At 69.1% G+C, this 24,520-nt stretch carries 16 protein-coding genes, 1 pseudogene and 1 CRISPR repeat array; of the genes and pseudogenes, 4 read left to right on the forward strand and 13 right to left on the reverse strand.

Annotated features, from left to right (window positions below; translation table 11 throughout):
• Positions 1–82: 82 nt before the first annotated feature.
• The 9 genes from ACIBAE_RS16630 to ACIBAE_RS16670 all read right to left on the reverse strand — a co-directional run bounded on the left by ACIBAE_RS16630 (position 83) and on the right by ACIBAE_RS16670 (position 10,869).
• Positions 83–550, reverse strand: a complete 468-nt coding sequence (locus ACIBAE_RS16630; RefSeq protein ID WP_399285553.1) for a transposase — start codon at positions 548–550, stop codon at positions 83–85.
• A gap of 1,362 nt (positions 551–1,912) precedes the next feature.
• Positions 1,913–2,677, reverse strand: coding sequence for a hypothetical protein (locus tag ACIBAE_RS16635; RefSeq protein WP_399285554.1), 765 nt, complete (start codon positions 2,675–2,677; stop codon positions 1,913–1,915).
• A 953-nt stretch (positions 2,678–3,630) separates the two neighbouring features.
• On the reverse strand, positions 3,631–5,136 hold the full coding sequence (locus ACIBAE_RS16640; RefSeq protein WP_399285555.1) for an ATP-binding protein: 1,506 nt from the start codon (positions 5,134–5,136) through the stop codon (positions 3,631–3,633).
• Positions 5,137–5,161: 25 nt separating this feature from the next.
• Entirely contained in the window at positions 5,162–5,614 is a 453-nt protein-coding gene (locus ACIBAE_RS16645; RefSeq protein ID WP_399285556.1) for a DUF6238 family protein, read from the reverse strand.
• 33 nt (positions 5,615–5,647) lie between these two features.
• A complete protein-coding gene (locus tag ACIBAE_RS16650) occupies positions 5,648–7,120 on the reverse strand; it encodes an SCO6880 family protein (protein ID WP_399285557.1) in 1,473 nt (490 codons plus the stop codon).
• A 136-nt stretch (positions 7,121–7,256) separates the two neighbouring features.
• Positions 7,257–8,624 (reverse strand): ATP-binding protein, encoded by a 1,368-nt coding sequence (locus tag ACIBAE_RS16655; protein ID WP_399285558.1) that lies wholly within the window; start codon positions 8,622–8,624, stop codon positions 7,257–7,259.
• A 27-nt stretch (positions 8,625–8,651) separates the two neighbouring features.
• Complete coding sequence (locus ACIBAE_RS16660) at positions 8,652–9,332, reverse strand: hypothetical protein (RefSeq protein ID WP_399285559.1); 681 nt, start codon at positions 9,330–9,332, stop codon at positions 8,652–8,654.
• Positions 9,332–9,640, reverse strand: coding sequence for a DUF6112 family protein (locus tag ACIBAE_RS16665; RefSeq protein WP_399285560.1), 309 nt, complete (start codon positions 9,638–9,640; stop codon positions 9,332–9,334). Before ACIBAE_RS16665 ends, ACIBAE_RS16660 begins: the two co-directional genes overlap by 1 nt.
• A 92-nt stretch (positions 9,641–9,732) precedes the next feature.
• Positions 9,733–10,869: a C40 family peptidase gene (locus tag ACIBAE_RS16670; RefSeq protein ID WP_399285561.1), complete on the reverse strand. Its 1,137-nt coding sequence runs from the start codon at positions 10,867–10,869 to the stop codon at positions 9,733–9,735.
• 508 nt (positions 10,870–11,377) lie between these two features.
• Here ACIBAE_RS16670 and ACIBAE_RS16675 point away from each other — a divergent pair.
• Positions 11,378–12,124 carry a DNA-methyltransferase gene (locus tag ACIBAE_RS16675; RefSeq protein WP_399285562.1) on the forward strand — a complete coding sequence of 249 codons (747 nt, stop codon included), beginning with the start codon at positions 11,378–11,380 and terminating at the stop codon, positions 12,122–12,124.
• 97 nt (positions 12,125–12,221) lie between these two features.
• Here the strand turns inward: ACIBAE_RS16675 and ACIBAE_RS16680 are convergent, their stop codons facing one another.
• Positions 12,222–12,911 (reverse strand): DUF5655 domain-containing protein, encoded by a 690-nt coding sequence (locus ACIBAE_RS16680; protein WP_399285563.1) that lies wholly within the window; start codon positions 12,909–12,911, stop codon positions 12,222–12,224.
• Positions 12,912–13,015: 104 nt separating this feature from the next.
• Here ACIBAE_RS16680 and ACIBAE_RS16685 point away from each other — a divergent pair, with 104 nt between their 5' ends.
• Positions 13,016–13,600, forward strand: coding sequence for a hypothetical protein (locus ACIBAE_RS16685; RefSeq protein WP_399285564.1), 585 nt, complete (start codon positions 13,016–13,018; stop codon positions 13,598–13,600).
• A gap of 21 nt (positions 13,601–13,621) precedes the next feature.
• On the opposite strand, the gene ACIBAE_RS16690 is transcribed toward ACIBAE_RS16685, so the two are convergent.
• The 3 genes and pseudogenes from ACIBAE_RS16690 to ACIBAE_RS16700 form a co-directional block, all read right to left on the reverse strand.
• Positions 13,622–16,054: a tyrosine-type recombinase/integrase gene (locus ACIBAE_RS16690; RefSeq protein ID WP_399285565.1), complete on the reverse strand. Its 2,433-nt coding sequence runs from the start codon at positions 16,052–16,054 to the stop codon at positions 13,622–13,624.
• Positions 16,055–16,101: 47 nt separating this feature from the next.
• Complete coding sequence (locus ACIBAE_RS16695; RefSeq protein WP_399285566.1) at positions 16,102–17,313, reverse strand: tyrosine-type recombinase/integrase; 1,212 nt, start codon at positions 17,311–17,313, stop codon at positions 16,102–16,104.
• A 50-nt stretch (positions 17,314–17,363) separates the two neighbouring features.
• Positions 17,364–17,633 (reverse strand): annotated as a pseudogene (locus tag ACIBAE_RS16700) (hypothetical protein); the annotation flags it as partial.
• A gap of 440 nt (positions 17,634–18,073) precedes the next feature.
• Between ACIBAE_RS16700 and ACIBAE_RS16705 the strand changes: the two are divergent.
• Together ACIBAE_RS16705 and cas3 are read left to right on the forward strand one after the other, a co-directional pair.
• Positions 18,074–19,900 (forward strand): hypothetical protein, encoded by a 1,827-nt coding sequence (locus ACIBAE_RS16705; protein ID WP_399285567.1) that lies wholly within the window; start codon positions 18,074–18,076, stop codon positions 19,898–19,900.
• 498 nt (positions 19,901–20,398) lie between these two features.
• Positions 20,399–21,403: a CRISPR direct-repeat array (repeat unit 29 nt; unit sequence CGGAACACCCCCGCGCGGGCGGGGAGGAC).
• A 198-nt stretch (positions 21,404–21,601) separates the two neighbouring features.
• Positions 21,602–24,484, forward strand: a complete 2,883-nt coding sequence (cas3, locus tag ACIBAE_RS16710; protein ID WP_399285568.1) for a CRISPR-associated helicase Cas3' — start codon at positions 21,602–21,604, stop codon at positions 24,482–24,484.
• Positions 24,485–24,520 lie beyond the last annotated feature (36 nt).

Below are 24,520 nucleotides of genomic sequence, written 5' to 3' on the forward strand. Positions count from 1 at the left end.
CATACGGACCGCTCGTTTGCGCAGCTCAGGGGGATAAGAGGAGGGGCGTGCCATGACTCAATCCTTTCACGGAATCGAGTCTCTACCGAACCCGGGGCGGTTCAACATCCGCCGTGGTCACGGTCACCTCCAGGAGCAGACCCTCGGTGTCGGTCAGGATGTGGCGCTTGCGTCCGTCGCGGGACTTGCCGCCGTCGTATCCGCGGCTGTCCTCGCCGACGGTCTCGGAGGCGTCCACCGACTGACTGTCGATGATTCCCGCACTGGGCTCGGCCTTGCGCCCTGCGCGTTCCCGCGTCGTGCGGCGCAGGCGTTCGTAGAGTTCACGCGCGTAGTCGCAGGACCGCCAGCGGCGGAAGAAGTCGTAGACCGCCCGCCAGTACGGGAAATCGACCGGCAGAGCCGTCCACTTCACACCGTTGTCGACGAGGTATCGCACCGCGTCGAGCATCTCGCGATGGCAGAACGCCTCCGGGCGTCCGCCCCGCTTGAGGAGCCAGGCCGGCACCGGCATCGCGACACGGACCTCGGCCCACTCCGCGTCCGTCATGTCACTGGGATAGCAGCCGGACCGCCGTCCCGGAGCGATCGAACCGAACCGGTGCACGTAGCAGTCACACCCAGGGGTGACCGCGGTGGACGCAGGCACAGTGATACTGCTCAACTGATCGGGCAACGGGCTTCCTTGGTCGTGCTGGTGTCGTAACCGCGTCACTACCAAGGAGCCCGTTCTTTCATGCCCTCGGCCGCACCCGCACCTCAGTCCAGACGATCACCCGCGCCGCACACCTCGAACGAAATCCGGTTTGCCACAACGCACTGACACGTCACGGGCACTTAGGCCAGCCGTATTGGCCTGTGCTTGCAGGAACTCGCCGAGTGTGAAATCGGGTTCAACCCCGCGCCCCGCTGATCCCGTCACGCTTGATTTCCCCCAACTTTGTGTCCCACGGATGTCCCAGGGCTGCCCCAGGGACGCTTCTGAGAAGCAGTTTCTCACCACAGCTCAGTCTGCGGAGCGCGATGACCTACGCCAGGTTGTCCCTGATCGCCCCAGTGTTGGTTGGGGGCATCGCGTCACCCTCCACATTCTGGCCTCTGCCGTTGGCGGAAACCCCAGGTTTGCCGCAACTAGTTGGAGGAGCGCGACGATGCCCATGCACATGCCCGTAGACAACGTGACGCAGACGATCACAGCCACCTGCTCCGGCCAGGCCACCACCCTTCAGGACCTGATGCTGGCCTCTGTGCCCGAGTTTATCGGTGGACTCGCGGCGACACTTGTCATTGCCGCGGTGCACTGGGCTATCCGAAAGGAATCTAGGCACCGTGAATCGGTGCTTACCAGGGGTGACCAGGGTAGTTGACGCCCCCGCAGAGGGCGTCCTGGCTTCAGGCGTGTTCGGCCCGAGGCCAAGACTTCCTCATGCACCTCATCACAAGGGCCTACGTCGTCAACCGGCTGCTGGGCTGCAACCAGGCCATCGCTCACAACTGGCGAATGCCGACTTGAGCAGCCTCGGCCGCGACTGCGTTGGTGGAATCTCCTGGTGCTTACCTGCTCATACGTCGAGGGCGCGGTGCCACCTCTACGGCGAGACTCCGTGTTCGGCGTATCGGCGCTACGGTTCGCTTCCGCCGTGAGTGTCGTTGGGGCTGTTCCGCGCGAACGGCTAGGGGTGGCCTTCGGGACGCCTGGTGGGGAGCCCGCCCTGCCGTTTCGCCGTCCCTGATGGTGGGACTGGATCTGTTGAAGCCGGCGGATCCTGTTGCTTCCCTCCTGCCCGTGGGCTTTGGTGATCGGGTCGATCTAACGCTGGCCAGCCCCTGGCACCTCCCCAAGCAGGGCTGCATTCCGCAACATCTGATAGCCAGGTGCACCAACATCGGACATTGACCTACGGGAGTTGGATCAGTGGGGGCGGGAGAATGTGGTGCGGGGGTCGACCGGTAGGGCCGCCGCAGCCGGGGGGACCGGTGTGTGGACCGGCAACCTGCCCGGGACGCCGGTACGGGCCGGGCTCCTGGAGAGCGCAGCGGCGTTGATCGGAGATGCGCGGGGGGTGTCCTGGCGCTGTTCGCGGGCCACGGTCGTCACGGGGGCAGGGCGGTGGCACGCTGCTATGTGCCGGGCGAGGTGAGGCTGCACCGCGACGCGAACATCGCACTGGTGCAGCGAGTACGTGGTGTCGGTGACCTTCGCCAGGGCCTCGTGACGGCCGGTGGTGGCGGGCAACGTGTAGATGTCCAAGCTGAGGTTGTGCCGCCAGCCGTGCTCCAACAGGGCGAGCCCGGTGAACCCGGAGACACGGCTGTCAACGGCCGCGACGATGCCGAGCCGTGGATGCTCGGCGAAGGCGACATGGAGTTCACCGATCGGGACCTGGTCGCGGAGGGGAGCCGCGTCGGGTGCCAGCGAGGGATCGAACGCGACATCCACGTCGACCCGATAGCTAGACGCACGCAGCAACGCGACTGCTCGGGTCGTACGACCCTGTCCGTCGCGTTCCTGATCGGCCAGTACGTACAACGCCGGCTGGTCCGGAACGGGGTGGAAGTCGAGCCCTTCCAACATCCACCTGCTGGCTGCGAGGTTCTTCGGGTTAGCGGCGACAATGCCGTGAACGGGGTGGTGGCCGAAGGCGAGATCGGGCAACTCGTCATAGTGGCTTGGCATGGCGGATCCATCCGGGGTGGGCTCGGTCGCGATTGGGGCCGAGGGCCGAACCGCCTCTTGCGGTGTGACGCACGGAGGACTCCAAGTCGGTGGGCGGTCAGCGACCGGTGGTGGACGAGGGCGTCCGGACGGCAGCACGGTGGGCGCAGGCGATTCGGTCGGCGGGCGGGCCGGGACCGTGCGCTGCTGGACACAGCTGGCGGAGGAAGTGGTGTTTGACGGGGGTCAGCGCGAACGCGGCGTGGCCGTCCGGTTCTGCACGGGCGGTGCCGGTGGCAGAACGGGAGGTGCTCCGGTTGCCGGGGCGGAACGGGCCAGCGCAGTCGCCTTGATGGGCCTGGCCAGCGCGCACTGTCGGCCTCCATCCGGGCGGCGAGGACCTCGGCCGCGTGAACGAGCGCCGGACCCTGGACGGACAGCTCGTCCGCGTACTGCCGGCCTTCTGCGTTACGGATCTGCCGGGCCCGCCTGACGTAGGTCTCCCGCACGTCTGCGGGGGCGTCCAGGCGGGCGATGTCCGCATCCCACTGGCGGCGTGTCTCGCTCGCCATCGTGATGACGGTCTCGAATCCGCGCAGCCGTCCAAGGTCCTGACAGATCGGCCCGTCGAGGTAGTCGGTTTGCCGGGCGGCGGCGCGGACACCGGCCAGTACCTCGGCACCGTGGGCGAGGAAGACGGTGACGTGCTCCCATGCTGCGGCGTCGCGGGCAGCCCTGGCACCCGCGTTGCCGTTGTTGTCGACGACGCAGCCGTAGCGGTCGAGGGGGAGTCCGGAGAAGTCCTCCTTGGTAGCCGTTGCCCTCCGGATGCCGTCGACGGCGGCAGCCAGAGTCGGGACGTGCGCCCGCCACGCCGTGCGCCCGGCAGCCGTATGAGTTGGGCGGTTGGAGAGGGAACGGGACCGGGACGCGGCGGACATGGATCAACTCCGTTGTGCGAGATGAACGTTGATTCAGGCGGACATGCGGGCGTCGGTGTCGAACAGCTCGCGCTCGGCCGGGTGCAGGATGTGCTGGGTGATGAAGGAGCGGCCCGCGACTTTCCACAGGCCCCGGCCCTTGGTGAGGGCGGACACCGCCTGGGTTTCGACGCCGGTCAGGCCGAGCAGGGAGGCAGCGGCGGCGAGCTGGTCGGGCTCCTGCCGGTAGATGATGCGGGTGGAGCAGTCCGCCAGGAGGCCCTCGGCCAGGACTCGGCCGCGTGAACCGGCGTCACCGGCGCTGAGCAGGTCGCTGAGGCGGTGGATGACCATCAGGTTCGCGATGCCGAGGCCCCGGGACAACTTCCACTGGCTCTGCATCCGTTCGAGCAGCCCGACGTGCCGCATCAGCCGCCATGCCTCGTCGTAGATCACCCAGCGTCGGCCGCCGTCGGGGTCGGCGAGGGCGGATTCCATCCACGCGCTCGCGCAGGTCATCGCGAGCACCAGCGCGGTGTCGTCTCCCGAGCCGCCAAGGCGGGAGAGGTCGATCGACAGCATCGGCGTGGCAGGGTTGAACACCACGGTCGACGGGGCGTCGAACATGCCGCTCAGGTCACCGTGCACCAGGCGGCGAAGGGCGTGCGCGAGGTCCTGGGCGGCCGAGCCGAGGCGCCCGGCCTGGGTGCCGAGGGCCCGGTCGAGGCGTTCGGGCGAGCCCAGGGCGGACGCGATCTCGCCGAGCAGGGGCACCGTGATACGAGCGGCGGCCTCGGCGACGACCAGGTCGAGGGCGACGTCTAGCGCGGTGTGCTCCATCGGCAGGAGATCGCGCTTGAGTACGGTGCGCGCCAGGCCGGCCAGGAGCAGCAGGCGTCGCTTGCGTACCTCGGTCGACCAGTCGTCCTCGGTGACGGAAGCGGGCCGGGCCGGTGCGTCCAACGGGTTCAGCCTGCCGGGGAGACCCGGTCCCAGCGCGATGCTGTAGCCGCCGAGCGCCTGTGCGACACCGGTCCACTCCCCTTTGGGGTCGCACGGAACGTAGACCCGGTAGCCGTGGGCAATCGCGCGGGTGGCGATCGACTTCGCCAGCGCGGACTTGCCCATGCCGATGATGCCCGCCAGGACGGCGTTCGGGTTGGTGAAGCCCTCGATACGCCCGCTGCCGTACAGGGAGAACGGGTCGTAGCAGAACGCGGCCTCCGCGTGGACGTCGCGGCCGATGAAGATGCCCTCGGCGCCGAGGCCGCCCTCGGCAAGGAAGGGATAGGCGCCGGAGACGGTGGCCGTGGTCATCCGGTGGGTGGGCAGTTTCAGCTTCCCGCCGCGCGCCGAGGAGGGACCGGGCCGTCCCGACGGCGGGTAGGTCGGCCGCAGTTCGGGGTCGAAGGCGTTCTCCGGGCGGCGCTTGGGCGGTGTATCGGCGATACGGGCCTGGCGGCGGGCCTCGGCGAATCCGGCGCGGGCGGCCCGCTGTGCGGCGCGAGGTGCCTTGCGGGGGACGTACAAGAGGGAGGCGCTGGCGCGCGGGCGTGGCATGAACGGTTCTCCAGACGAGGGGAGGTCAGCGGCGTACGAGACCGGTGAACGGCGCGTGCAGGTCGGCCGGGGTGGTACGGCGGCGCATCAGGTGGGTGGTGCGCTGGTGGCGCTGGCAGATGGTCAGTTCCGGTGCCCCTTCGGGCAGGCCGACAGAGCACGTCTCGGGTTCGGATATCTCGCCGGAGCCGGGCCGGGGCGCCGCGTGATAGGCGGAGTGCACGTGGTCGGCGGCCTGCCAGATGCGGGTGCGGGCGTTACGGAGGTGGTCGCCCTCGACGGGGACGAGCTGCCCGACGCGAAGGGCATGCGCGTCGAACAGCCCGTGCAGCGCGACGAGATGGGCGTGCAGGGCGTCCAGTTCGGCGCGGGTGGTGACCAGGGAGCCGCCTGGGATGTTGAGCGCGCGGTGGAAGTCGAGCGCGGCGGTGGCGAAGGGCACGAAGTCCTGTGCGGTCGGGCTGGCGGTGCGGGACATGGGCGTGCTCTTTCGAAGGGGGGAAGGCCGGCGTCAGACGGCGAGCGCGAGCGGCATCGCGGCGGCGGTGAACGCCTCGTTCTGCTGCCAGGTAAGCGGCCGGAGGTCGAGCTGGGCGCCGACGGCGGCGGTCTCCACGACCGCGCAGGCGGAGCGGAGTTCGTCCTCGGAGTCGGCCGAGACGGTCAGCAGCCCGGTCAGGGCGACGTCGGCGTGACCGGCGATGAGCTGGCGCTCGCGGGTCTTGATGTCCTGGTACTCGATCGAGTCCGCCTCGGAGTCGACCTGGCCGCGCCTGGCGCGTTCGGCGGCGTCGGCGATCACGCTGGACTTCTTGCGCTGGACATCGCGCAGGGCGGCGTCCAGGTTCTTCGGCTCGTACGACAGCGAGAGCGTGCGGCGGACTCCGCCGGTGAACAGGAGCTGGTGCAGGAAGCCGGCCGACGTCTCCGTCCTGGGCCAGTTCTCCACCCAGTACGTGGCGTGGACGGCCGAGTCGGTCGCGATGTGGTCCGCCTTCTCCACGACCACCACGGGTCCGGCGGCGGCGGGGTCCGCCTCGGGACGCCCGGCGGTCGACCAGCGGTCCAGCGCGGCGAGGGCCTTGGGGTCGTACGCGGTGCGTACGACGGCGGCGATCTCGCGGGTGTTCAGCCAGCCGGAGGGGTTGAGCCCGGCGGTCCGCGCGGCCTGGTCGAAGGTGGAGGTGAGCTGCGCCAGGACGCTGAAGGCGCCGGTCAGACCGCCGCCGGCCTGGTGGATCAGCCGTCGTGCGGCTCGGGTGTCCAGCGCCACCGCGACGTACGCCTCGTGGGGTGCCGCCGCCGGGCCCGCGCTCTGGATCAGCTCGCTGTAGATCGCGCCCGCCAGGGGGGCGTCGGTGCGGCGGTGTTCCTCCCAGTAGCGGCGCAGAGCATCGCCTGAGTCCGGGACGGTGCGCTCGATCACCTGGATACGGGCGACCTGTCCGGTACGGGCGAGCGCGGCCAGTGCGCGCCCCCAGCCGTCGACATGGGCGCTCTGGGTGCCCGGGTCGAGGAGCGCGTAGGCACGGGAGGCGACCTTCACCACGGCGGTCAGCGTGTTGCTGTGCGGGTCGTGGACGGCGCCGTACCGGTGGTCGGGCGCGGTGATCACACGCAGGCTGGCGGCGGTGCCGGGCAGATGGAGAAGCCCCTCGCGGGTCGGCCGGCGGGAGGGCCGGGTGAGCCAGATGAGCTGGCCGCGCATCCGGCGCAGGGCGTACCGGGTGACGATCGGGGCCCAGTCCGCCAGGGCGCGTCCCCGGTAGCGGAAGAGGACGAGCAGGGCGATGGCGGCCCAGAGCGGGATGAGCTGAAGGGCACCGGTCACGCCGCGGGCGAGGATCACGGCGAGCAGGAGAAGGCCGGCCAGGCCGGCGACGGCCAGTTGCGGGGCGGTGAGACCGAGCAGGATGCCGCGCCTGCTGCGGTGGGGGAACTTCACGGTGGCCGGGGTGACTTCGGCCTGGTGCTTGCCGGACATGGTGGTTCCAGACGGTGGGAGCGGGCGGAGGACGGGGCGTGCTGCGCTCTTCTGGACGTCATGGCGACACTCCTCTGCTGGTCGGGTGGGGTGGGGGCGGGCTGTGGAGGACAGCCCGCCCCCCGGATGCGGTGGGTCAGGAACTCGACGGTGGCTGGGTGGGGAACATCCAGTTCGTCGGCGTGGGGGAACCGGTGGGCGACGGCCCGGCGGAGGGCGGCGGCGGGGGTGCCGGGCGCGCGGTGCCCAGGTAGGTCGCGCCGCCTCCGGGAGCCGACGTGCCGGCGGGAGTCGCCTCGGGACCTGCCGCCTCGCCGTCGCCGGGGCGCGTGATCAGCGGCGGGATACCGGGCCGCTGGATCAGGGCCCGCCCCTTGTCGCCGGTGGCGTTGGGGTTCTCGCCGTACCGGAAGCGGGTCTGCTGCTGGGGCGTCCCACCGTCGATGCCTTCCTTGCTGAGGTTGCCACCGGTGGGGTTGATCCCGGTGGCGACGCCGTCGGTACCCGTGCCGGGGACCTGGGGCGGACCCTGCGGCGCGCGCATTCCGGTGCTGGCCCGGACGGCCAGGGTGCCCGCGGTCTTCGCGGCGCCTGCGGCGACCGCCATGCCGGCTACGCCGGTGCGGTGGAGGTCGTCCTGGCCGCCGCCGTCGCTCGCCCAGTGGACGAACTTGTACGTGGCGTACGGGCAGAGCAGCACCAGGACCATGATGACGATGCCCGCGAGCGCGTCCGACAGGGCTGCCAGTCCGTCCTGGGGATCGGACTTGCCCATGGCGGAGACGCCGATCAGGAAGACCACGGTCATCAGGAGTTTGGAGACGATGAGGGTGGCGGTGGCCTCGATCCAGCCGCGCCGCCACCGTTTGGCGACTTCCCAGCCGCCGCCGGACCCGGCGAAGACGGCGAGTGCGACCAGGATCAGGATGCCGACCTTTCGGGCGAGCATCACGCCCCAGTACAGGAAGGAGCCGATCGCGCAGCCGAGGGCGACCAGGGAGGGAATGCCCCAGCCGAGGCCGTACATCGCGCCCAGGTGCTGGACCTCCACCACGCGGCGGATCGCGTCGTCCACGGAGGTGTTCGCCGCCTGGAACAGGCCGTCGGACAAGGCGTCGACCACGGTGATGGCGACGGTGGTGAAGGCGATGGCGGAGAAGCTGAACAGGACGCCGATCATGGTGCCGATCGCCGCTTGGGCGAGGGCGCGTTCGTCCCTCCGCCAGGCCGCGAACATCAACTGGAGGCAGAACGTGCCGACGGTCAGGGCGAGTCCGATGGGCAGCAGTAGTTCGTAGTTGTCCCGGAACCATCCGGCGTTGAGGTCGATCGCTGTCGTCTTGTCGACGGCGGTGGCGGCGAGGTCCGCCGCGCTGGCGGCCAGTTCGCCCATCGACTTCGCGATCCACGCGCCGATGCCGTCGGTGACGGCCCCGCCGGGGTTGCTGGCGAAGTCGATGGCGCCGCACAGCGAGTCCATCAGGGGCAGGTCGCAGACTTCCATGGCGATACCTCCTTTCTGGTGTGGGGGTCAGGGCGCGACGGACGGCAGGGCGCCGGACAGGGCGCAGGGCTGATTCGGGCGGCACTGCACCGCGAGGGTGGTGACCCGGCTCTCGGCGCCTCCGGCGGGGGATCCGTTCCAGGTGATCGACTGCTTGCCGGAGACGGTGACGGCGTAGACGTACGCCTGCGTGATCGCTCCGGGGTCCGCCTGGAGGGCCCGGGTGAACGCGTCAGGGAAGTGGCCCTCGTTGACCTCGGCGGTGGCGAACTGGCCGTTGGTGGCCATCTCCTTCCACAGCACGGGCGTGGGGACGAGCGTGTCGACCGACGCGGCGTCGGCGTACTTCGTCTCCGGGGTCAGCCAGTTGTGCAGGGCGGACAGCAGCTCGGGCCGGGAGTAGGCGCGTGTGTCGTAGGACCACAGCGCTCCCGCCGCGGCCTTCGCGAACACGATCGGATCACCGGTCTGGGGAGGCACGGGGAGCGAGTCGTGGTGTACGGCCGACCGGGTCGAGAACGGGGCCGGAGTGGTCGACGCGGCCGAACTCGCTGAGGGCGCGAGCTTGTTGACGGGTTCGCGGCTGTCGCGGGTGAGGTAGGCGACGAGGCCGGCGAGGGCGACGAGCACGGTTAGGACAGCGGCGGCGAGCAGGGCCCGGTGGCGTACGCGGGCGGTGCCGCCGGGATGAGTGGGGCGGGGAGGCATCAGTGGACCTGCGTACCCAGCGTGCTGAAGAACGCGACCACACCGTTGGCGGCACCGAGCAGGAGAGCGGCGCCCGCGCTGACCAGCACGCCCTTCTTGCCGGTTGCCTCGGCCTGGTGGCCCCCGGTGTGATGGCCCCACGCCCAGACGCCTGCGCTGACGGCGAGGGCGCCGACCACGGCGATGATGCCGAAGAGGTTGACGGAGCCGATCACCTCCTTGAGGACGTTCAGTCCCGGCAGACCGCCTTCGTTGGGCTTGATTCCCGGGTCGTAGGCGAGTTGGACCAGCGTGTCAGCGAGAAACATGGGAACTCCAGTTCGATTATGGCTGCGCCGAAGCCCGGCGGGGCGAAACGGCGGCGCTGAGGAAGAGAGAAAGGGGAGGCGTTGCGGGCCCGTCAGACGACTCGGCGGGCCGCGAGAATCTGCGGCTTCCAGGACGCGAGGGTCGCGATACGGACCACGTCGCCGGTGCGCGGGGCGTGGACGACCAGGCCCTGCCCGATGACCATCCCGACGTGCTCGGGCACGGCGGCCGTGCCCCGGGTGAAGAGGAGGTCGCCCGGCCGAAGGGCGTCGGCCGATACCGCCTTGCCGTCCTTGACCTGCGTGTACGTCGTGCGGGTCAGAGTGACGCCGCCGGCCTTGTACGCCTGCTGCATCAGGGACGAGCAGTCGCACCGGCCCATCGGATTCTTGCCGTGAGAGTCGGTGCAGGTCCCGCCCCACTGGTACGGCGTGCCGAGCTGGCCGAGCGCCCACCGGATCGCCGTCTGGACTTCGCGCGGAGCGTCGGCGGGGATCCTGTACGCGGCCGGCAGCGCGCCGGGCGGAATGGTGCCGAAGTCGGTCCCGTCCGCCGAACAGCCGACCGCGCTGATGGGCGGGGTCCCGCCTGTGCCTTCCGGGCCGGACGGCGACGGACCTGGTGATCCGTCACCGGCTTTCGGTAGCAGCGGTTCGATGGCCTTCTGCAGGGCGGTGGCCAGCGGCTCCCACTTGGCGTACGCCTCCGGGAAGCCCGACCGCTGCACTGCTTGGGCGGCCTGGGCGATCGTCAGGGACTGCCAGCCCGACACCTTCCGCAGCCGCTCGTAGAACATGGTCGAAGCGTGCACCGGGTCAAGGATCTGGTTCGCGGTGCCCCAGCCCTGCGAGGGCCGCTGCTGGAACAGACCCAGGCTGTCACGGTCGCCGTAGGTCAGATTCCGCAGACCGCTCTCCTGAAGGGCGGTCGCCAGCGCCACGACCTGCCCACGGGCCGGGATGTCCATCGCGACGCCGGTGGCCTGGATCGTCTTGGCGTGCGGTACCTGCTCGGCCGGGTTGTCGAGGCCCGGCACGGAGACCGGGCCCGTGTCGCCTCCGTCCAGAATGGCCTTCACCTGGGCGGCGACGGCGGCGGCATCCACCGACTGCGCACCGCCGGTCGGGCAGGCCGAAGCGGTCGCGGCGCCGATGGCGACGATCGGCACGGCCAGCAGCAGAGCGCCGGCCGCGCAGAGACCGAGAACGGCTCCGGTGGTCTTCTTCATCGCCGCAACCGTTCACCAAGGCAGTGATACCGGCAGGGCGACGGCACGGGGTCGGGGCGCGGACGTATCTGGATGTGCTGCATCGCAGCGGCTCCTCGGTGCTTGTGAGAGGCGCGGTGCCGACTTTGTGCTCAGTCGGCACCGCGCCGATGTACATCCGCCGCTCGGGCGGTCACGTGCGGCAGCCAGCCGCGCTCGTAATCTCAGGCAGTGCACCGGGGCTCCTGACGGCGTGTGGAAAGAAGGAAGACGCGCTTCCCCGCTGCTCGTTCGGACGAGACAGCACGGATAAGCACAGGTCAGCGAGCATGAAGCGAGGCTTCGGCCCGGTGACAGGCGAGACAGTAGAGCGGGAATCCGGCCGCACCAAACGACCCCGGAACCGGCCGCGACTCGTTGGGTCCGGCCGGAGATCGCCGCTACCCTCCGCCACAACCCCGCCCGGAACGAACGCCGTTGAGCGCTGCCCCGCAGCGGGACCGGAACCACCGCGCCCAGAGAGGCCCCCATGACCTACACCCTGCACCGAGGCGACGCCCTGACCGTGCTGAAGACCCTCCCGGACGAGAGCGTCAACGCCGTGATCACCGACCCGCCGTACAACTCCGGCGGACGAACCAGCTCGGACCGCACCGGCCGCACCGCGCGAGCCAAATACGTCACCAGCGGATCGGCGCACGACCTCGCCAACTTCCCGGGCGAGAACCGCGACCAGCGCTCGTACCGGTCCTGGCTGACCGAACTGCTCACCGAGGCGTACCGGGCCTCGACCGAGCACGCGGTCGCGGTCGTCTTCTCCGACTGGCGTCAGGAGCCGACCACGTCCGACGCCCTGCAGATGGCGGGCTGGACCTGGTCCGGCACCATCCCCTGGATCAAGCCCGCCAGCCGGCCCCGCAAGGGCGGGTTCAAGCAGTCCGCCGAGTTCATCACCTGGGGCGTCAAGGGCAGTCTCGCCAAGGACCGGGACCTCTACCTGCCCGGCCACTTCATCGCCTCCCAGCCCCGCAAGGACCGCGTGCACATCACCCAGAAGCCGGTCGAGATCATGCAGAAGCTCGTCCAGATCTGCCCCGAGAACGGCGTCGTCCTGGACCCGTTCACCGGCAGCGGCACCACGGGCGTCGCAGCTCTCCGCGAGGGCCGCCGCTTCGTGGGCGTCGAACTGTCCGCCCACTACGCCGACGTGGCCGAGCAGCGGCTCCGCGCCGAACTGACGAAGGACGACGTCGCCCTCGCCGGACCGGAGGCATGATCATGAGAGCGGAGGACTCTCCGGCGGCGGGCCGCAGAACGCCGAAGGGCGGCCGGTACATCGAACAACCGATGCGCCGACCGCCCTTCGCTCCGTCTCAGGCCGCCTCGAACGCCCGCCGGATCAACGGCGCCGCTCTCTCCAGATCCGCCGCCGAGCCGAGACGCACCTCCAGGTCCCCGGTCCCCAGGTGCCCGATCCCCCGCATGCCCCGGGTGAACCCTTCCTCCAGCACGACCGTGTCCGGGTCGAGCCGGAGGTAGACCAGGATCGCCCCCTGCCTAGGGCGGAAGATCACCGACGCCACGTTCACCAGCCGCCGGTAGGCGATGTAGTGCCGAAGCACCGCCACCTCCACCTCGCCCCACGCCGTGAGCGCGTCGTCCACCTCCGCGTACAGATCCCGCAGACACTCCGGAACGAGGCCGGCACCCGCAGGCGCAGCAGCCACCGGGGCCGCCGCATCCCGTTCAGGGCTCCGCCGGGTTGAAACGACGTTCGGCGAACCGGGCAGGGAGTCGACGAGCAGCAGGCTCAACAGGTCACCGTCGAAGACCCGGTAGCGCACCAGGTCGATCCGCTCGGGCAGCCGCTGCACGGCCACCCGGTCGTGGTGCGAGAAGCCGGCCGCGATGCACACCATCCGCGGACGACGCCAATCCACGGACTCCGCCACCTCCGCGCCCAGCACCTTCCGCACGAGGGCCTCGAACTCGTGATGTGCCGACTCCAGCCACGACAGGTACGAGACTGCCTGCGACAACACCCCTTCTCTGAACTTGCCCAATAGGGTCCGAGCAGGGGTCCAACGTTCGCACTTCTCTTCCGGCGAGGTGTCGCTTCGCTTCTGGGGTCGGGTTCCTGTCAGTGGCTCCTGTTAACGTCCGCGCCGTGACCTCAACCGATCATTTGCTTGCATTGATCCGGGACACCCCCGGCATCGCTGACCTGCTGCATTCGTCCTTCGAGTTCGGAGTCTTCCGCAACGAACACGGCGAGGCGGTCCGAGTGTCCTCGGGTGCCGCGCTGGAGGCCATCGCTGGTGACTGGGCTGGCGGGACCTTCTTCCTGTGCCATGACGAGGATGGGCGTCGACCGGTGGTGTTCGCGAGCTCCGAGGGGCAGGGTGGCCTCATCGCCGATGACTTGAAGGCAGCGCTGGAGATCATCACTGGGCTGGCTGTGTGGCAAGACTGCCTGAAGTTCTCGGACGGCGGCAGGTCGGAGGTCATGGAGGCCACCGCTTCGCTTCTTGAAGGGGACCTCATTCGTGACGAGCCTAAGATTGCCGAGCACCGTGCCCGTATTGCTGCTGCTCTGTCGCTGCGCCAGGTGTCCGTAACCGAGCTTGTCTCCCGGCTTCAGAGCGCGGTAGCCAGGACCGAACCGGGCCATGTGGTGGTCACCGAGTCGGGCGATGAGTACGAGTCACTATTTGGCACGTTCCTGCCCACCGACAACCCGAGCTGGCGATGATTGAGGACCGGGCTCGTCGCGTCAGTCATCGTCTTCAGACGGCCCCGGGACTGCGACGGTCCGCCCGGCGAAGCGGTTGAGGGCGGGCATACCGAGGTGGACCGTGGTGCGATGGTCGAGCTGGGCAAGCTTGCCCTCGGCTCCGGCGAGGCTGATCTGCAGCCCTTCCATCTCGCCGAGCCATCCTTCGCGTTCGGCCTCGGCGATGCGGGCGAGGAGATTGTCGCGGATCTCGACGAGCCGGTCGCGCTGGGCGGGGTCGGGCCAGAGCATCGGGCAGCGCACGCAGGCGTGTTCGTGGATGCAGGGGGTGCTGAACGCGCGGCCGCAGGCGCCGATGGAGACTTTGCGCCGCTCGAAGTGGCCGAGGAACTCTTGCCATTCCTCGTCGGTGGGGACGCGGTATTCCTCGCTCGGGCGGAGGGACCTGCGGCGGGCGAGGAAGGCCATGTGCGCCTGGATCGCCTCTTCGGGGTAGACGGCCTTGTAACCGAGAGTCACGTTGATGTCCTGGTGGCCGGCGATCACCTGGGCGATGTGTGGCGGCAGCCCGTTGAGGATGGCATCGGTGATGAACAGCCGGCGGAAGTCGTGCGGTGTGTAGCGAAGTGGGGCCCCGGTGACGTCGGTCAGGCCCGTGTCGATGAGGGCCTGGTCGAGCATGGTGCGAACGGTTTCATCGGTGAACGCGCAGTCCTCACCGCGGATGCGTCGTTGGAACAGCAGCGGGGCCGGTTCCTGCCACGCGCATTCGCGGCGGTCGTAGGAGCGGGCCAGGGGAACGGCGTCGGCGGTCTGCCGGGCTCGGCAGATGATCGCGCTCAGGACGTCGGCGAGTTCGGGGCTGACCAGCAGCAGCCGCTCGGCATCCGTCTTGGACGGGACGATCTGAAGGAGGGGGACGAGCTCACCGGTGGTGGGCAGCCGGTATTGGACCAGGCTGTGATGGCTGAGTTCCATCAGTTCCTCGATGCGGATGCCGGTGGCCCGCAGGACCTCGACCACGGCCCAGGTCCAGAAGGCTCTCTCGTCCTCGAGTCCCAGATCGCGGCGTTTCCCGGTGGGCGGGTCCTCGGCCCAGATCCTGCCCGCTGTTCCGTGCGGAACCACGGCGCGTACGAGTTGCTGACCGGCAGCCGTGAACACCTCGCCGGGGCCGGCATGGCGAGCGGCCTCCAGTACCGCGGAAGCGTCCTTGCGGCGCTGGTCGACGGTGCGGACGAGGATCGGCAGGACCGGCAGGCGCTCGCGGGTGCGGGCGTCCATCCTTGCCTTGCGCCGCCGTTGCACTTTGCGGTTCTCCAGCTCGTCAGCCTTCACCGGGCTCGGTGCCACCCACGGGCCCCAACGGCCGGGATCTTCCAGTGCCCACTGGGCGATATCGAGGTAGAAGGCCCGCACCTGGGTGAGCGTGTCCCGGTGGTTGAGTCTCTCGACCTTCGTGCTGCTGCGCCGGCCGTCGGGTCCGGTAACGGTCTTGTCCTTGGTGCGAGTCCTCTGCTTCCACTGCCCGATGACGTCCGGGGCGAGGCGGAGACTGGCGGCGTCGGGGTGATGCTGCTCGATGTCGTGCCAGAAGCGCTTGCCGAGGTGGTAGGAGAGAGACTTCAAGCTATTGTAGTCCAGAGCGGGCTGGCGTTCACGGAGATAGTCCACGAGCAGGTCACGGACGGGACGACAGCGCAGTCCGTAGCGGTCGACCAGTTCCTCAGGGGTTCGCTGTCCCCGGTTGCGGACCCCGCGCAGATTCTGTGGGGCCGCCTCTCCCAGGGCCCCGAGCTGGTGCAGCAGCCGGTAGAACACCTCGGTCCCCGCCGTCATCCGCTTGAGGAGCGTGGCCTGGGCCTCGAAGAGCTCCAGGACGTCACCGACGGTGATCCCGGTCAGTGTGCCGCCCTTGGCCGCGAGGATCAGGGCGCCGCGGCAGAGAGAGGAGCTGACGGCACCCGACCGTACGTCCTTCACTGACGCGCCCAGCTCCCGCAGGCGCTCGAACCCGTGCGGGTCGCGGCTGCGGGCCATAGAGCGGACCAGCACCCCTTGGCGGCTGGCCCCGATGGCCAGCCAGTTCACCGACGGCCGCAGAAGATCAGCACTGATCACTGTCGTCAGGGCCCGGCCCACCACCGGCATGCGCCAAGCTGCCTTGAGACCGCGCTCGTGCAGCCAGTGCTTGATCACCGGCCGCCAGGCGGCGCCTGCCTGCTCGATGCCGCTGGCCTGCCACCGTTCCTGCCAGGTCTGTCCCGGCTGGTCCTCCAGCCAGTCCAGCACCATGACGATGCCATGCCGGTGGTGCAGCTCACTGCCGACGTTCTCCAGTGTGAAAGGCGGACGGGACAGCAGCCGGGCCACCTCGGCGCGGGAGCGCTCGGTGCCCGGCCAGATGTCCGGAACGGCCCGGGCGGGAAAGCGCTGCTGGGCTGCCATAGAGCGGGTGAGTTGCGGCTCCATTCCAGTAGCCGGTGTGCAGGAGCCGGCACGGGCCGACGAGGTGATGGTCATCCGGCACCAGCTCCGAACAGCACTTTGAGACTTTCCGGCCGGTAGTCGGCGGCTGGCGGCGGGGCGATGCGGGCGGCTGCCTGTCGTGTCTGTTCGGCGTGGTGGGCCAGCAGTCGCTGGATCACCACTTCCTTGCGAGGCGTGAGGTAAAGCTGTGTCGTGGTCAACTGAGCGTGACCGAGGACGAATTGAACGTCGGTGAGAGGGAGGCTGGGGTCCTCGGCCATCCGGTAGGCGGCGGTGTGCCGCAGCGCGTGCAGCGTCGCGGACGTTCCTGCCTTGGCGTTCGCCCGCTCGAACATGCGGTGAACCGCGTGGTAGGTCAGCGGCCTCGACGGCGAGCGCAGGGTCCACCACAGCGGGAGACGCCGCCCGCGCGGGATCGCACCGTCCATCTCCAGCTGATAGAGACGCAGCCAGACGAACGCGTCGGTCGAGGCCGGCAGTTCCTGGACCTCGCCGGTGCCCTTGCGGACAACCGAGATCAGCTGGCGCCCCGGATCGGCGCCGGCCTGCCACGTGCTGAGCAGTTCGCCGGCCCGTGCACCGGTGGAGACGTAGAAGGCGACCAGGGCGCGGTCCCGGTGCGAAGGAAGCCGCGCGAAGATCTCGTTGAACTTCTCGTCAGGGACACTGCGGGGTACTCGCTTGGGGACTTTCGGCCGGTAGAGCCCGGCGCGTTCGTTCCGAGCCGGATCCATCGGGTTGCGGTGGGCGTGAGCGCGCCGACCGCGACGTGATCGGTCCAGCGGAAACGGGTTGAGGACCGGCCCGGTGCCGATGTCGCGGTGGAAGTCGTAGAAACTCCGCAGCACTGTCTCGCTGTGCGCGCGCACAGACGGTGCGTACGGCTTGCCACCCGCCGCCCACCGGCCTTCCTCGCTCGGGCGTCGCCAGTGCGGACGCCTCGGCTGCCCGGCGACCTGAAGCCAGCGGGAGAAGTCCCCCGCCTCGATCCGGCTCGCCCGATTCCACGGCACCTCGACAGCCCAGAGGAACCGGAACCAGCGCAGCATGTCCATCCCGTAGGAACGGGCGGTCGTCGTCGAACGGCCGGCTCCCTGCAGGTCCCGCAGGAAGGCGCGAGCTCCCTCGACCGGTTCTCCGGCCGGGTCGATGAGCCGGTAGGGCTCCCACGGATCAACCCTGGCCACCAGTTCCCCGACCAGGGGGACGGAGAGGGCAGCCAGGTCTCGAGATGCGTCCATGGTCGACTCAACGACGTCACCGCCACAACGTCACTGACCTGCGCAAACTCCGCCAGTAGTTCAGTCAACAGGTCGCTGTCGGACCCCTTCTTGAACTCGATCACCACCGGGGCGCCGTTCTCGTCCAGCCCCAGCGTGTCGATCCGGCCCCGATGCCACGGACCGGTCGCGTACTCGGAGGCCAGAAACCGGATACCGAGCATCCGCTCCAGCCCGGCCTCTACCCGCCGCTGCAACTCCACCTCCAATGCCACTGTGGAACCAGGCAGTTCAACATCCCGCCCGTCCGCGCCCCGCCGGAACAACATCAGCTCGGCCACCAGTACCCCCTCCCGCGATCTCTGCAGAGGAGCAATCAACGGACATCGTCATGTATTCCACGGAGGTCGAGACACCGGGCCTCGCGCCTGGATCGGGCCCTGGTCTGTGTTGTCCCGCCAGGACATCCAGGACCGATCTGCCGGATGACGGCGGGGCGCCGCAGGAGACCCACAACCGACTCTTGAGTGGGCGCTGCCACGCCCACGGGCGGATCGTGATGTTGCATAGCGGCATCACCGTGCGGCATAGTGCTGAAATCTGGCTTCTGACGCGGCCAGCTCTGCCGGACGTCCACCGACCCTGACGGCCCGAGCACGAGAATCCACGTCGCAGTGCGGGCACATAGGTGCTCTCCGAGAGCCAAACCCCTTCTCGAATCGTGATGCACTGCGCTGGCGCAGGGTCGGACGCAATGGGCTGGCGCGCTCAGGAGCACACGATGAACATCCCCCTCGCCGGAGTCGACGGACTCGACCGCGCCGCCACTGCGGCCTCGCAGGTCAGCGGAGAACGCCTCACCCACGCACGCCAGCGTCTGTACGGCTTTGACACCTATACAGGTCTCATCCCTGACGCCGGCGTACAGCAGGCGCTCCTGGAGTCCCTGGTCTTGAGCGCACTCGGCCGTCCCGGCTCCGAGAATCGGCACCGAATGCTCGGCGTCGAAGAAGTCCGGCTCGACGAGAACAGTCTCCGGCTCCGAGTCGAGGACCCGGCTGCGGTTCAGGCCATCCTGGGGATGCTTCCGGTCAAGGCCCGCCGCGGCACGCGGCGCGGAGTTCGGGAGCTGAGCGCTGAGGCCGTTGGCAAAGACGTCTTCCTGAGCTTGCGTGGCGTGCCGAGTCCGCATCCCGTCTTTGCCGGAAAGCGGCACCTCACGGCAGGGGTCCGCGTTCAACTGCTCGGCGCTACCTGTAGTGCGCAGCTCTTGGACGAACTGACGGTGCAGGTCACTTCGGCGGGCGGTACCCCCGTGTGGAGCCCGAGCATCGCGCTCCATGTGCCCGGCCGCCGTCCGCCCATCGAGCGGTGCATCGCGGAGCAGCACGCCGCCGGCGGCGGATTGGCCAGCAGCCTCCTACGACGCTCACACCTGTGGGACTCACTGGCGGGGCAGCAAAGCCTCACGGTCCAGCCGGCCATGGTCGACCACGGATTCGAATGGACCGTCAGCCGCACGATGTCCCCCGGAGCATGCCTCCACGACGCGCGCCTCCACGAGATCCTGACAGATCCGCTCGTCGGCCCGGGACTCAGGGCCGTCCACCACGCTTGCACGGCCACGGAGTGCACAGCCGCCTACGTTCTCCGTAACTACGGCGTCCAGCACAGTTCAGCTGGAAGCCTGGTCGTTACGAGCCGTCACGCGGCGACCAGCACAGGCCCATCGACTCGACGTCGCGCACTCCTCGCGCTCGGTGAGCAGCCCACGAGCCACCCCAACGCGCCTCGCGTTCGCCGAGTGCGGCGCCCTGCCGAGCGCGTTGTTGTCGGCGTCCGGTCTATGAATGCGCTGGGGCTGAACTACGGAGACCCGGAGTCCTTCGCGATGCAGACCGCAGCGGCCTGGGCCGCCGACGGATACCGCGTGGCAGTGATCGTGGCCGAAGAGAGGTCGACGTTCCACGACGTACACCTCAGCAACCGTCGATGGGGCAAGAGGGTGACGAAGCTGCCGTATCGCAATGACGATGCCCCAGTGCAGTGGCACCGTAGCCGCCTGGCGCCGTTTCCAGGTGAGCTGTGGCGTGTAGAAGTCGACGCGATCCAGGTCGACGTAAAGGACGCGATCCGGGAGGCTCGTCATCGCTGCGAGCGGGTCATCGCCGTGGACATGACTCGGTACATGGAGGCCGGCCTGTCGTCGTGCACAGATCAGACGCTCGTCGTCAACCGGTCACGCTCCTTCGAACGAGCCGTCGCCGGCCCCGCTGGTACGACCCTCGCGCTGAGCCCGGCCCTTGCCGCAGCACGGTGGCACGAACGCGAACTGTCCGGCAAGATCGCCGCCAATTGCTTCGGTGTCGTTCTGGTGCATGCGGACCTCTCAGCCACCGGTACACGGGTCGACGACTACGACCGCGAGGTTGAGCGCCACCTGGCGCGCTACGGCACGCCAATCCTCGCCCGCCAATGGCTCAGCCCTGGGGAGGCTACTGTGCTCGATCCGATGGAACCCACAGAGGCAGACCAGCTCAGGAAGCAGGCTGACGAGCTGGCCGCCATCCTGACCCGCACTCAGAGCCAACCGGTTCACCGAGGCTAAGCGCTCCCGGTCGGCGGCTCGCGCGCGGGTCGCCGACGGGTCAATCCATGCTGCCAGCACGCCGCTTCATTGATACCTCCCGTGGGCCACCAGCGAGAAGCCTGACGTTCCCCGTCCTCAAGGACAGGCATCGAATTGGTCTAATTCGCCGCGCACAGTCCGGTAGGGCACAGCAGACCGATGAGCCGGACAGACACCGACCGTTCCGGCCGCGAGCGGCTGCGAACCAACTGATATGGCGAACTGCTGCAGGCAATGGTCTGGTGGGCCACCATGGCGTTGTGGAGGACCCACAACCGGCGTAAAGGTCGTCGCCGTCGCCCCTGACGCCCTCTGCGGTGGCCAGCCGGTGGCCGGACGCCTTTGGACCACGTAATACGAGGGATCACAGGGCAAGCAGTCACGCATGCTCTGATCAGGCAGAACGTCACTCAGCAGCACCACCGGGCACCACACGGCACGAACGCTCGCGGTCTTGTAATGCGTGGTTCTCGATCTCGGAACGCCCCCGCGCGGGCGGGGAGGACGGCGGGCATACGGGGCTCGGGGCGGCGAGCGGCGGAACACCCCCGCGCGGGCGGGGAGGACATGGGCATCACCGACGGGATCACCGGGGAGACCGGAACACCCCCGCGCGGGCGGGGAGGACCCTGGGGTGAGACCGGCTTGGTCACCTTTCCGCGGAACACCCCCGCGCGGGCGGGGAGGACGGCGTTGCATCCGTATCAAAACTCAGGACAGGCGGAACACCCCCGCGCGGGCGGGGAGGACCCGGACACGTCAAGGCCGAACGCGGCGAGAAGCGGAACACCCCCGCGCGGGCGGGGAGGACAACTGGGTGAGGATCGCGGCGGGCGAGGCCAACGGAACACCCCCGCGCGGGCGGGGAGGACTCCTCGCCACCACCCTCCGCGTCGCCACCTCACGGAACACCCCCGCGCGGGCGGGGAGGACGTCGAGACCATCGACGGGGCCCCGCCCAGCAGCGGAACACCCCCGCGCGGGCGGGGAGGACGTGCTGCCGGACCCGAAGCTGATGAACTGTTTCGGAACACCCCCGCGCGGGCGGGGAGGACCGGGCCGCCGCAGCCATCACTGCCGGTCCCGCCGGAACACCCCCGCGCGGGCGGGGAGGACCACCACCCAGTCCGGTGGTGGCGGGCGCCGGGCGGAACACCCCCGCGCGGGCGGGGAGGACCAGTTTGTGACGGTTGACCCGTCGGCTGCCAGCGGAACACCCCCGCGCGGGCGGGGAGGACGATGTTGCCGAGTGCGCAGCCCCAGCGTGGGGCGGAACACCCCCGCGCGGGCGGGGAGGACGATGGCAGCGTCGGCAACAAGATCGAGCCCGTCGGAACACCCCCGCGCGGGCGGGGAGGACCGCTCCAGCGACCGAACAGCTCGGACACTGCCCGGAACACCCCCGCGCGGGCGGGGAGGACATCGCGGGACAGTCCACAATCGACCTGCCCGAGGGAACACCCCCGCGCGGGCGGGGAGGACTCTTTGTGACCTGCGGCTTAGTGGGGCCTTTGCAATCCCTTTGCTTTCGTCCGTGCGTCGCGGTTCGTCATCCGACAAGGGTAGCGCGAGCGGTGAAGCCCGAGCGGTGTGGCACGTATCGGTGCTGGTCAGGGCGATTGTCAGTGCTGGCTGCTTGTATGTCTCTCCTTCGATGCATCGGTGAGGAGACGGAGCAGCGTGGCCGAACAGGGTTTGAATGAGCGGGACTTGAGTCCTTGGGGCAAAGTGGGAGTGGAGAAGGCCGCAAAGGCGTACCCGTTGCTGTTTCACCTGCTCGATACCGCCGCTGTGGCGTTGGAGCTTTGGGAGCGGTTCCTATCGCCGAATCAGCGGGCCGCCATCGCCGGTGGGCTGGGGGTCGAGGAGGGAGAGGCCCGGTTGCTGGTGGCGTTCTGGGCAGGTCTTCATGATCTTGGGAAGCTGACGCCGGGATTCCAGCAGTGTGTCGCGGAGGCGTACGCGGAACTGAGCCAGGTGTTACAGGACGATGTCGGCGAAGTCGACGCCATGCGGCACGAACGCGCTTCCATGCACTGTGCGTTGGGCTTGTTGGGTGATCTTGGGTACGGGGTCGACACGTCCCGAGGGGCTGGGGTGCGTGTGGCGCAGATCCTGGGTGGGCATCACGGGCGGTTTCAGCCGGTGGACCTGCAGCGCGTGATGGCCTCGGGGGAGGTCGGCGCGGACGACGGTCTCGGCGGGCGGGAGTGGGGGCGGCAGCGTGAGAAGTACGTGGGTGTACTGCGGCAACTCCTGAACGTACCGGCCGCGCCGAGGGAGGTGAACGTTCCCAGCGCGGTTTTGATCACCGGTTTGGTGATTCTGGCGGACTGGCTGGTGAGTCAGGAGCACTACTGGCGGCCGTTAGCCGACGGCCCAGCGGTGAGTGCGGAGGAGCATTTCGCACGGGCTGTTGCCGCCGCGCCGGAGCTGGTGGCGGCGGCGGGCCTGCTCCGGGTGCGGCCCGAGCGGAAGGGATTCGCCGAGGCGTACGGCATCGAGAAGCCGAATCCGCTGCAGAGTTCGATTCTGGAAGAGCTTGAATCGGCGGTGGACGACGGTGCGGGCGGGCTGCTCGTCGTTACGGCGGGCACGGGGGACGGGAAGACCGAGACGGGTCTGGTCGCGGAGGGCATCCTCGCGGATGCGGCGGGCACGTCGGGTCTGTGCTTCGTGTTGCCGACCATGGCGACGAGCAACGAGATGTACAAGAGGGTCGCGAGGGTCGTTGATGCCCAGTCGGGGCCGACGGAAGGTGCGACAGCCTCGATGACGCTCACCCACAGCATGGCGTGGCTGAACGAGGCGTACACCGATTCCGAGGTCGAGGCCGGCGTGAACGTGATCTCCGACGAGTCACGGGGAACGGCTATTGGAACCGACGGGCGCCGCACTCGTCCCGTCCAGTGGTTGCGAGGGCCGAAGCGCCCACTCCTGGCGCAGTACGCGGTGGGCACGATCGACCAGTCCCTGTTGTCTGTCCTTCCCGTCAAGCACAGTGCCTTGCGGATGCTGGCGCTGTCCGGGAAGACGTTCGTCGTCGACGAGGCGCATGCCTACGACCCCTACATGCAGGTGCTGTTGGCGCGGCTGTTGCAGTGGCTGGGTGCCTACCGCTGTCCGGTGGTTCTGCTGTCCGCGACGCTGCCCTCCTCGGTCGGAGAGCGGCTGATCCGTTCCTACCTGGCGGGGGCGGGGCACGGGAAGAGGAGCTTGCGGCGTCTTGATTTTCGGCCTCCGTACCCGGGCTGGCTGTATGTGGATGCCTCGACGGCGAAGCGGTCCGTCATCTCGGCCACGCGTCAGCGTGAGCAGGGCCGTGAGCGTGCCTACGCTCTCACGGTGGAGACACGTCCGGTCCGGTACATCGCGGAAGCGGACGACGGACAACAACTGCCCTCCGACTCGCGCCTCGCCGTGATCGCGGATGTTCTGGGCCCATTGGCCAGAGACGGCGGAGCCGCCGCAGTGGTGTGCAACACCGTCGCGGATGCCCAGGGGACGTACGACTACCTGAAGCGGAGGTTCTCGCTGAGGGCGGGCGAGGAGATCGTTCTGCTCCACGCACGTTTCCCGGCTGACCAACGCGAGGCGGCGACGAGCGCGGTGGTGGAGGCGCTGGGACGTACGGGGCGACCGCCGGCGGACCGCCTGATCGTGGTGGCCACCCAGGTCATCGAGCAGTCGCTCGACCTGGACGCCGACCTGATCGTCAGCGACCTGGCACCGATCGCGCAACTGCTACAGCGCGCGGGTCGGTGCTGGCGCCATGAAGAGGCGTGGCGCAGGGGAGGACAGCGCCTCCGGGAGCGCCTCAGGTGGGCCAGGGACGTCGGTCCTCGACTGGTGGTGCTTGACCCGCTGAATGAAGATCAGGAGCCCCCCAGGCACTGGGGAAGCGTCTACGCGCCCTACCTCCTGTCCGCCACGTCCGAATGCCTGCACGGCCTCCCGCAGGCTGGCGGGCCGGGGACGCCGACACGGATCGAGGTGCCGGAGCGGGTTCAGGAACTGGTGGAGCGGGTGCACGGCGCCGAGTCCAGGTTCGAGGCGGAAACCGAGCAACTAGAAGCACAATTGACGGATCATCAGGCCGAGACGATGGCCCAGCGGCATCTGGGCGAGGCCGCGGCCGTCCCGGGACCCGGACGAGTGGGCGGCCTGCACGATCTGCACCGTGAGAACGTCGACGAGGTCGAGGCGGCGACCCGACTGGGAGCGGAGTCCGTTCGCGTACTGGGCTGCCACCTCCAGCCTGACGGGCGCCGGACCCTTGACGTTCACGGTGAACACCCCCTTCCGGCGCCCGTGCGAGGCCGGTTCGGCGCGGCGGATGTACGGGCCGTGATGCGACGAACCTTCCCCCTGCGAGCCGGGCTTCTCAAGGAGCGTGGGTCGGACCAGGAGCCGCCGCCGTCCTGGCGGGAACACTCCTTCCTCGGTGAGCTCGTGCTCCTTGTCCACGAGGTGACAACGGCGGGAGCGGTCAACGGCGTCCAGGTCGGTTCGGAGTACTTCCGGCTGGACCCTGAACTTGGACTGATTCACCGACGAATCTGAACAACTCCCCTTCACGACAAGCCTTGTGTGTGTAGC

It is taken from the genome of Streptomyces sp. NPDC051569 (genome assembly GCF_044454085.1).
Taxonomy (GTDB): domain Bacteria; phylum Actinomycetota; class Actinomycetes; order Streptomycetales; family Streptomycetaceae; genus Streptomyces.